The organism is Sinorhizobium terangae (assembly GCF_009601505.1).
GTDB lineage: Bacteria > Pseudomonadota > Alphaproteobacteria > Rhizobiales > Rhizobiaceae > Sinorhizobium > Sinorhizobium terangae.
The window spans coordinates 1-1,408 of sequence record NZ_WITC01000082.1 but is presented as its reverse complement, the minus strand read 5'-3'; the positions used below and the strand labels follow the sequence as shown (position 1 = coordinate 1,408).

The 1,408-nt window shown below is 67.8% G+C and carries 1 protein-coding gene; it reads right to left on the bottom strand.

Translation table 11 applies throughout. The features are described from left to right. Positions 1-1,408, bottom strand: a 1,408-nt coding sequence (locus tag GHK62_RS35390) for a translocation/assembly module TamB domain-containing protein (protein ID WP_475527561.1), incomplete at both ends; no start/stop codon positions are given.

Below are 1,408 nucleotides of genomic sequence, written 5' to 3'. Positions count from 1 at the left end.
GTGCGGCCGTTCTCGGAGACCACGTCGGCACGCACATCGATCGCCTGGCCGCCGAGCGCGCCGGTTGCCGTCAGCTTGGCTTGCGGGCTGCCGGGCTTGGCTGTCACGTCGGCATTGATCGCCAGGTCCGTCAGGTTGCGGCCGGCCAGCGTTGCGCCGCTGGAGGTCATCTGAGCCTTGATGCCGAGTTCGTTGAGCGGGCCGGAGATGTCGGCGTTGAACGCCGCGTTGCCCTCAGCGTCCGCCAGCAATTTGCCGAGGTTGGGAAGCGTGCCTTCGATCGCCGCCGTCAGCGCGCCATCGGCAAGCGCGGCGGTGCCGCGGGCGTCGACGGTGCCGGACGAGAGATCAAGCGCGCTCAGTCGGACGCTGCCGCCTTCGCCGGTCTCGACCTTGCCGGAGATCGCGATCGTCCTGTCGAACTTCGTGGCGAGGCCGGGCGGCAGCAGATGCGGCTCGGCGAAGAGCTTGAAGTCGGCAGCGGCGGTTGCATTCGCGCGGTTGAGGCGGCCGGTGACGTTGCCGCGGAAGGCGCCGCTTTCGATCGTCAGCGGATCGAAGCGGACTTCGCCTTCGGCAACCGTGATCGTGCCTTTCGCCGTGACGTCCTGCGCGACGATGCCGGTGGAGCGAACCGACGCAATGGAGGCGCCGTTCCAGACGAGATCGTAGCCGACCACCGGCGCTGCGGCCGCCCCGCTGACATTGACGGTGCCGCCGATCGCGCCCTCGGCGCCGAGCGTCGGGGCGAAGGTGTTGATCAGGGTGGCGGGAAGCGCGTTGATTTGCGCCGAGATATCGAGTTGCTCGCCAACGGTGCCCGCGACGTCAATCGCGCCGTCCGACGCGAGAATGGTGAGATCGTCGAGGCGAACAACGCCGCTTTCGATGGCGATTGTCGTCGGCGCGGCAAGCTGCAGGGGGACCCGCTTCGGCGTCGCCGAGAGGGATGCCAGGCGGATCTCCGTGCGACCGGCATTGCTGACGAGATCGCCGGTCGCCGCGACCGGCGCGCCATCATAGGAACCGTCGATCGAAAAGCCCGTCCGTTCTGCCTGTTGCTCGAAGGCGAGATTGAGGCCCGAGAGGCGGTTTTCTCCCTGGCCGAGGCTTTCCGCGCTGATATTGCCCCTGATGGCCAGCTTGGCAATGTCGGCGATGTTGATATCGGCGGTGGGCCTGGCAATCGTCAGCGCATCGCGGCTGATGCTGCCGCCGCTCGCCTTGAGCGCGATCGACGTAATGCCATTGACGGTGCGGACTGTTGCGGAACCGGCGAGATCGCCGGACGCGGTCTGGCCGGCCATGGCGGCCAGCAGGCCGAGATCGGGCAGGGTGAAGTCGATCGTGCCGTCCGGCTTGAAGTCGGGCGTCAGGTTGAGCGCGCCGGTCAGCCGGTTGTCGCCGA